Origin of the sequence: Mesorhizobium silamurunense (assembly GCF_014843825.1) — a bacterium.
Classification (GTDB): domain Bacteria; phylum Pseudomonadota; class Alphaproteobacteria; order Rhizobiales; family Rhizobiaceae; genus Mesorhizobium; species Mesorhizobium silamurunense.
Genome location: NZ_JHQR01000176.1, coordinates 1 through 7,221 on the forward strand (window position 1 = coordinate 1; position 7,221 = coordinate 7,221).

The following is a 7,221-nucleotide window of genomic DNA, read 5'->3' on the forward strand; positions in this document are numbered from 1 at the left end:
CAACAAATTAATGGGTCCTGACCCTAGTTTTCCCGAATGCCAGCCGGACGCCAGGGCGAGACCATGGCTAGCAAGCAGCGGGCTCAGGGTGTTTGCATTTCGCGGAAACTTTCGCCCGAGCTCCACGCCATGATATCCAGCGTCGGCGGCGTCACGCAGGCAGGTTTCCAGCGGTATATCCGCGCCAAGGTCTTCAAGAACGTCGTTCGCCCAGGACAGCGGACTGACGGCTAGTCGCACGTCGGGCGGCAGCAAGATATCAATCTGGGTCATTGCATTCCCTGCATAATGTTCGATTGGAACTGAGAGGCCTCGGCAGGACAACGTTCGCCGTGTCCCCGATTGGCTCTGAGAAGTGGCTCAGGCAGAATTCCTGACGATGAGCTTTCCCGGCAGTGTGACAGTCTCAGGGGGCAGCCGCCCGGTTATCATCTCGATGACAACCTCAACCATTTCGTCCTTCGGCTGCTCGTATGTGGAAAGTCCATAGACCGATGCTCCGCCCAGCTCGTAATTGTCGAAGCCGATGACGGCCATGTCCTGCGGCACACGCAAGCCAAACTGCCCGCGGATTTCGTCAAGCGCGCCGATGGCCAGGATGTCGTTCTCGCACATGAGGACGTCGACCCTATCCTTGGCGTCCGTATTCTGAAGATAGTGGTGAACGGATTCTGCTCCGGCCTGCGCGCTATACCTTTCCGCCGATATCACCGCGGTCTCGTCTACACCCTTCTGTTTCCAGAAATCGATGAAATGATGCCGGCGCCTGAGCGCCGTGGAGAGGGCCGGCGCCCCAGCCATGAAGCCCGGACGCCGGTATCCTTTTTCATAAAGATGATCGACGATCTCCTTCAATGCCAGCTCGGCGTCACAGACAACGGCAGGCACGCCATCGATCTGGCTGTCCCTTGCCAGCACGAACATCGGCGGCATGCTCCGGCCCAGCCGCCTGTCATTCAACGTTTCGCTGCGAAAAGCAGTGCCGAACATGATGATGGCATCGACCTGGCGCTGATCCGCGTTGAGCAGGGCACGCACATGATCGAAGTGATTGTTGATGTTGATCAGCATGGCGACCAGCCCTTCAGCCTGCAGCCGATCGGTCAAAGTCTCCAGGAAGGGCAACTTCTGAGGGTTGGCAAAGTCGTCGACGAAGACCGCCACCTGATGCGTGAGATTGGTGGCCAAGCTGCGGGCGAGGAGGTTCGGCGAGTAGTTAAGCGCCGCTGCAGCCTGCAGAACCCTACGTTTGCTCTCTTCGGTAATCGATGCGCCCGGCGTGAACGCACGGATAACTGTCCATTTTGAGACGCCGGCCGCATCTGCCACGTTCTTCGCCGTTGCCCGCCTTCTCATGAAGCCTCCACAAAATGAAACGTCCATTCCATTTTCTGATTCCGTGAAATGAACGCTTGCTTTTAGCGTATCAAAAGCTATGATGCACGCGTTTGCACCCGGTAGCAAACACTTTTGCACCCGGTAGCATTCGCTTTTTTGCCGCCTCAGGAGGAGACGGCAACGTTAGGAGGAGCAGATGAAATCCATTCTAAAGAGACTCGCAGTCGGTGCCGTCATCCTCGGTGCAGCAGCTTCAATGGCCATCAGCGCCAGAGCTGAGGATATTTCCATTATCGCGGTCACCCACGGACAGGCGTCAGATCCATTCTGGTCCATCGTGAAGAACGGGATGATGCAGGCCGGGAAGGACAGCAATGTCAAAGTCGACTATCGCGCTCCGGAAACCTTCGACATGGTGGCAATGGGCCAACTGATCGAGGCTGCCGCTAATCAGAAGCCTGCCGGCATCGTCATCTCGGACCCTGACCCGGATGCGCTCGGTCCGGCAATCGAGAAGGCTGTCGCGGCCGGCATTCCGGTGATTTCGATGAATTCAGGCATCTCGGCGGCAGAGAAGCTCGGCATCAAGCTGCATGTTGGCCAGGACGAAGGCCCAGCGGGCATCAAGGTCGGCGAGAAATTGAAATCCCTCGGCCTGAAGCACGTTCTCTGCGTCAACCAGGAAGTGGGCAATGCCGCTCTCGACCAGCGTTGCGCCGGCACCGAAAAGGGTTTTGAGGGCGGCAAGGTGACCGTGCTGCCGACAACGGCCGATCCGGCCGAGATCGAAGCGAAGATCCAGGCCGCGCTCACATCCGATCCGTCGATCGACGTGGTGCTCGGTCTCTCGGCCCCGCTCGTCGGCGAGCCTGCGGTCGCAGTCGTCGAGAAGATGGGCGTCGGCGACAAGGTGAAGGTTGCCTCCTATGACCTGTCGGCGGGCTTCCTGAAGGCGGTTGCCGACGGCAAGGCTTTGTTCGCGGTCGATCAGCAGCCCTACCTGCAAGGCTATCTGCCGGTGACGTTCCTCGCGCTCTATGCCCGCTACGGTACGATCCCCGCTGGCAATGTGCCCTCCGGTCCGAGCTTCGTCGAGAAGGACACGGCCGCTTCCGTCATTGAGAAATCCTCCCAGGGCATCCGCTAAGGAGAGCCGGGCGGTCCTCGCTTCGGCGGGGACCGCTCAATCTTCGTGCAGGACCGGAAGACCGCATCTGTACGGCTTGAGCTTGATAAAAATCGGGAGGAAACAATGACTCTGACCAAAGAACAGAGCACGGCCACAAGTCACTCCGATGAGCGACTGAAGAAAGTCTCGACGATGACCGCGCTCCTGCGGCGCCCCGAACTCGGCGCTGTTGCAGGCCTGGTGCTCGTGACCATCTTTTTCTTCTTCACCGCAAATCCGGCGATGTTCACGCTGGCCGGCATCATGAATTTCATGGCACCGGCCGCCCAACTCGGCATTCTTGCCATCGGCGCGGCTTTACTGATGATCGGCGGCGAATTTGATCTCTCGATCGGATCGATGGTGGCTTTTGCCGGGCTGGTCTTCGGCACCGCGCTCGTCGTTTGGCATGTGCCGCTCAGCGTTGCGATCCTGGTTGCCGTCGCCTTCGCCGTCTTCATCGGCGTCACCAACGCGCAGATCACGATGCGCACCGGCCTGCCGTCCTTCATCGTCACGCTGGCGTTTCTGTTCATCCTGCGCGGGCTGACCCTGGTCGGCCTAAAATGGGCGAGCGGCGGCTCCACCCAGCTTCGCGGCATGAAGGAGGCTGCCGCCGGCAGCCCGCTGGCGCCGTTCTTTTCGGGCGACGCCTTTTCGAGCCTGTTCTCGTGGCTCGCCGAGAAAGGCATCATCGAGGCATTTCCGAGCGGCGCTCCGAAAGTGCCGGGCATTCCCGTCGAGATTTTGTGGTTCATAGCGATCGCCCTGCTCGCGACGTGGGTCCTGTTGCGGACGCGTTTTGGCAACTGGATTTTTGCTGCCGGCGGCGATCCGCGCGCTGCCCGCAAATCCGCCGTGCCGGTTGCGCGGGTAAAGACGACGCTCTTCGTGATCACCGCGCTCTGCGCCACGCTGGTTGCCATCCTTACAGTTCTCGATGCTGGCTCGACCGACGCCCGCCGCGGCTTCCAGAAGGAGTTCGAGGCGATCATCGCTGCCGTCATCGGCGGGTGCCTGCTGACCGGCGGCTATGGCTCGGCAATCGGCGCCTTCTTCGGATCGATCGTGTTCGGCATGGTTCTGATCGGACTGACCTACACCTCGATCGACCAGGATTGGTACCTCGTCTTTCTGGGCGGCATGCTGCTGATCGCGGTGATTTTCAACAATGTCATCCGCAAGCGCGTAACGGGAGAACGCTGATGGCCACGTCCCAAACGCCCCTCATTGAGGTCAAGGACATCGTCAAGCATTTCGGCTCGGTCATTGCGCTGAACGGTGTGTCGATGAGCGTGAATGCGCATGAGGTGCTCTGCTTGCTGGGCGATAACGGCGCCGGCAAGTCGACGCTGATCAACACGCTTGCCGGCGTGCACAAGCCGACGTCCGGACAATTCCTGGTCGAGGGGCAGCCCCGGCTCTTTGCGGGACCGCGCGATGCCCTCGATGCCGGCATTGCCACCGTTTATCAGGACCTCGCCATGATCCCGCTGATGTCGGTGACCCGCAACTTCTTCATGGGGCGCGAGCCCGTGGTCGGTTTCGGGCCTTTCAAACGCATGGACATGGAGCACGCCGACAACGTCACACGAGACGAGATGCACAGGATCGGCATCGACGTGCGCGACCCTCAGCAGGCCGTTGGAACGCTTTCAGGCGGCGAGCGTCAGTGTGTTGCGATCGCCCGCGCGGTTTATTTCGGCGCCAAGGTCCTCATCCTGGACGAGCCGACTTCCGCTCTTGGCGTTGCCCAGACCTCCATGGTGCTGAAGTACATCGGCCAGGTCCGCAACAAGGGTCTCGGCGTGATCTTCATCACCCACAATGTCCGTCACGCCTATGCCGTCGGCGACCGCTTCACGGTGCTCAATCGCGGCAAGACGCTCGGCACTTACAGGAAAGATCAGATCGGCATCGACGAGCTCCAGAACCTGATGGCAGGCGGCAAGGAGCTGCAGTCGCTCTCAGAGGAACTCGGCGGAACGATCTGATCGAGAGCTTTTCACATGTCGGTGCGGCGCAATCGCGCCGCACCACTCGTCGTCATACCCACAATTCGAGAACCGCCAATGAGTGCATCCACGACCGCTCCCTTTCCCCTCGCAGCCTGCGCCGAGATGCTGTGGCGCGACAAGCCGATCGAATGGCGTGCCTCGCGCCTCAGGGAGATGGGCTTCGGCGTCGGCCTCTGGAATTGGCCGGAGCACGATCTCGCCAAGCTCGAGGCGACCGGAGCGACCTTCACGATCATGAACGGCTACCTTGCGGGCCGTCTGACCGATGATGAAGGTGCGGCCGAACTGATCAGAACGGCCCGCGAGACCGCACAGGTTGGCAAGCGCCTCGGGGTGCAGCGCCTCAACCTGCACGGCACGGGGCTTGGGGACAGGGGCCTCCCAGTTCAGCCCATCGAAGTCGTCACCGGTGCGATGTGGCTGAAGGCGCGTGACACTCTCTGCCGCGTCGTCGACCTAGCCGAGCAGGAAGGTGTCACCTTCACGCTTGAAAATCTCAACCTGCCGGTCGACCACCCAGGCGTGCCCTTTGGCCGTGCCGAGGACACGCTCGCCCTGGTGTCGAGCATCGGCCATGCGCGACTTCGCCTGAACCTCGATCTCTACCACGCCCAGATCGGCGAGGGGAATTTGATCGAACTCTGCCGCAAGTGCCTGCCCTGGATCGGCGAGATCCAGGTGGCGGACGTTCCGGGCCGCTGCGAACCCGGCACCGGCGAGATTAACTGGCGTGGTGTCGCCAAAGCCCTGAAGGCAATGGATTATTCCGGCCCTGTCGGCATGGAAGCCTGGGCCGCCGGCGATCCCGACGCCGCGCTCGAAGCCTTCCGCGAGGCCTTCACGGTCTGACTTACCTCTCCAACCCTTTTTTAGGATTGCTCGAATGCCCAAGAATAAGCCTGTCAGTGTCGGACTCATCGGCGCCGGTCGCATCGGTTCCTTCCACGGTGAGACCGTCGCGTGCCGCCTCGTCGGTGCCGATCTCGTTGGTATCGCTGATCCTGCGCCGGATGCGGCGTCCAACCTCGCTGAGAAGCTCGGCGTCGAAAGCGCCTACACGGATACGGCCGATCTCCTCTCTCATCCGGGGCTCGAGGCGGTGATTATAGCCACTCCCGCGCGGTTCCATACGAACGTCCTCGTGCAGGCCGCCGAAGCAGGCAAGGCGATCTTTTGCGAGAAGCCGATGGCATTGACCCTGGAGGATGCCGACCGGGCAATCGCCGCGGCGCGTTCGGCCGGGGTCCCACTTCAGGTGGGCTTCAACCGGCGCTGGGATCAGGCCTTTGCTGAGGGGCGAGCAGCGATTGATGCCGGGAAAGTCGGGACGCCGCAGCTCCTTCGCTCTCTCACGCGCGATCCAGGCCCGTTCGGCGCCGATCCGGCGCGGATCCCACTCTGGACCATCTTCTACGAGACGCTCATCCACGACTTCGACACGCTGTTGTGGCTCAATCCGGGCGCGCAGCCGGTAGAGGTGTCTGCTGTAGCCGACGCTTTAGTGCGGCCGGATTTCAGGGAAAACGGCTTCCTTGACACAGCGGTAGTCACAGTCCGGTTCGACAACGGCTCCGTTGCCGTCGCCGAAGCAAACTTCTCGGCACTCTACGGCTATGACATCCGCGGCGAGGTCTTCGGCTCCGGCGGCATGGTGACCATGGGCGACGTTCGTCGCTCCAGCATGACGCTCTTCGACAAGAACGGCCTGTCGAACGATACCTGGCGCCGCGACACCGACCATTTCGTCCAAGGCTACACGGCGCAGCTCGCCTCGTTCGTTCGAGCCTCTCGTACCTGCAAAGTTGAAGGACCGACGGGCGAGGACGCGCGCAACGCTCTAAAAATTGCGCTTGCCTGCATCGAGTCCGTCTCGAAGAAGCAAGCCATTCCGCTGCGATAGAAGCTTCTGGAGCTACAGAGGAGTGTGGTCATGCACGAGGCCATCAAACGACCAAGCGACGTGAGCGAACTCAAAGGCATGATTGCCTCACGGACGATCACACTTCCGGAGCAGCAGGAACAAGTTGCTCGGATGGCACTGGCGAAGCCAGACGTGATAGCTTTTGGCACCGTCGGCTCGATTGCCGCCGAATGCTCCGTCTCGCCCTCTACGGTGGTGCGCGCCGCTACGGGCCTCGGTTTCGCCGATTTTCGAGACTTCAGGGGTTTTTTTCGGCTGCACCTACGGAAGGCAACAGGCTTGAAGGCTGGTTAGCTCCAACCAATGCAGGGATGGATCGGTCAGCGTCAGTCGTGCGGCATTGAAATTATTGAGGAATTTTGTCCGAGAGCGCTACCAAATTGCGCATAATTTACTATATATTTCAATAGCTTATCTGAATTTTGGTAGCGGGAGAGCGCTACCGCCTTTCAGCCCACTCATCGAGCTACCTGTTCCGGCTTCGCTGCTGCGGTTGGCGAAGCGAGCCCGTCCTCCCTATGAAATCTGGGGTAGGAGTGACTTGCCCTCCGAATGCGGAGATCACAGGTTCGACTCCTGCCGTGTGCCAGTTTCAGCTTAAATATTAAATAGTCAGCGGCGGTAGTCAGATTCAGTCGCTGTCTGTCTTAGCCGCAAAAATTGAGGTGCGTTGCTGCTCGATAGGCTAGGGCACGGAAACTGCCTGTCGGCTGTTGGAAGCAATTCCTCCAAAGCGGTCGTTCCGCTACCGCGAAGAGTTTCGGGCGCCGGCAGGC

7 protein-coding genes and 1 pseudogene are annotated in these 7,221 nt (G+C 60.5%); 6 read left to right on the plus strand and 2 right to left on the minus strand.

Features of this window, described 5'->3' with window-relative positions; translation table 11 throughout:
* Both DH10_RS36330 and DH10_RS19780 read right to left on the minus strand, forming a co-directional pair.
* Window positions 1-273 (minus strand): annotated as a pseudogene (locus tag DH10_RS36330) (myo-inosose-2 dehydratase); the annotation flags it as partial.
* 87 nt (window positions 274-360) lie between these two features.
* Window positions 361-1,356 carry a LacI family DNA-binding transcriptional regulator gene (locus DH10_RS19780; protein WP_192257357.1) on the minus strand — a complete coding sequence of 332 codons (996 nt, stop codon included), beginning with the start codon at window positions 1,354-1,356 and terminating at the stop codon, window positions 361-363.
* 178 nt (window positions 1,357-1,534) lie between these two features.
* Here DH10_RS19780 and DH10_RS19785 point away from each other — a divergent pair, with 178 nt between their 5' ends.
* The 6 genes from DH10_RS19785 to DH10_RS19810 all read left to right on the plus strand — a co-directional run bounded on the left by DH10_RS19785 (window position 1,535) and on the right by DH10_RS19810 (window position 6,739).
* Window positions 1,535-2,485 (plus strand): sugar ABC transporter substrate-binding protein, encoded by a 951-nt coding sequence (locus DH10_RS19785; RefSeq protein WP_192257355.1) that lies wholly within the window; start codon window positions 1,535-1,537, stop codon window positions 2,483-2,485.
* 105 nt (window positions 2,486-2,590) lie between these two features.
* A complete protein-coding gene (locus tag DH10_RS19790; protein WP_010909827.1) occupies window positions 2,591-3,712 on the plus strand; it encodes an ABC transporter permease in 1,122 nt (373 codons plus the stop codon).
* Window positions 3,712-4,500 (plus strand): ATP-binding cassette domain-containing protein, encoded by a 789-nt coding sequence (locus DH10_RS19795; RefSeq protein WP_010909826.1) that lies wholly within the window; start codon window positions 3,712-3,714, stop codon window positions 4,498-4,500. Before DH10_RS19790 ends, DH10_RS19795 begins: the two co-directional genes overlap by 1 nt.
* 78 nt (window positions 4,501-4,578) lie before the next feature.
* A complete protein-coding gene (locus DH10_RS19800; RefSeq protein WP_192178142.1) occupies window positions 4,579-5,373 on the plus strand; it encodes a hydroxypyruvate isomerase family protein in 795 nt (264 codons plus the stop codon).
* 34 nt (window positions 5,374-5,407) lie between these two features.
* The gene (locus DH10_RS19805; protein WP_192257354.1) at window positions 5,408-6,424 is read left to right on the plus strand and encodes a Gfo/Idh/MocA family oxidoreductase; all 1,017 of its coding nucleotides are present in this window, start codon (window positions 5,408-5,410) and stop codon (window positions 6,422-6,424) included.
* 30 nt (window positions 6,425-6,454) lie between these two features.
* Complete coding sequence (locus DH10_RS19810; protein ID WP_210325381.1) at window positions 6,455-6,739, plus strand: MurR/RpiR family transcriptional regulator; 285 nt, start codon at window positions 6,455-6,457, stop codon at window positions 6,737-6,739.
* Window positions 6,740-7,221 lie beyond the last annotated feature (482 nt).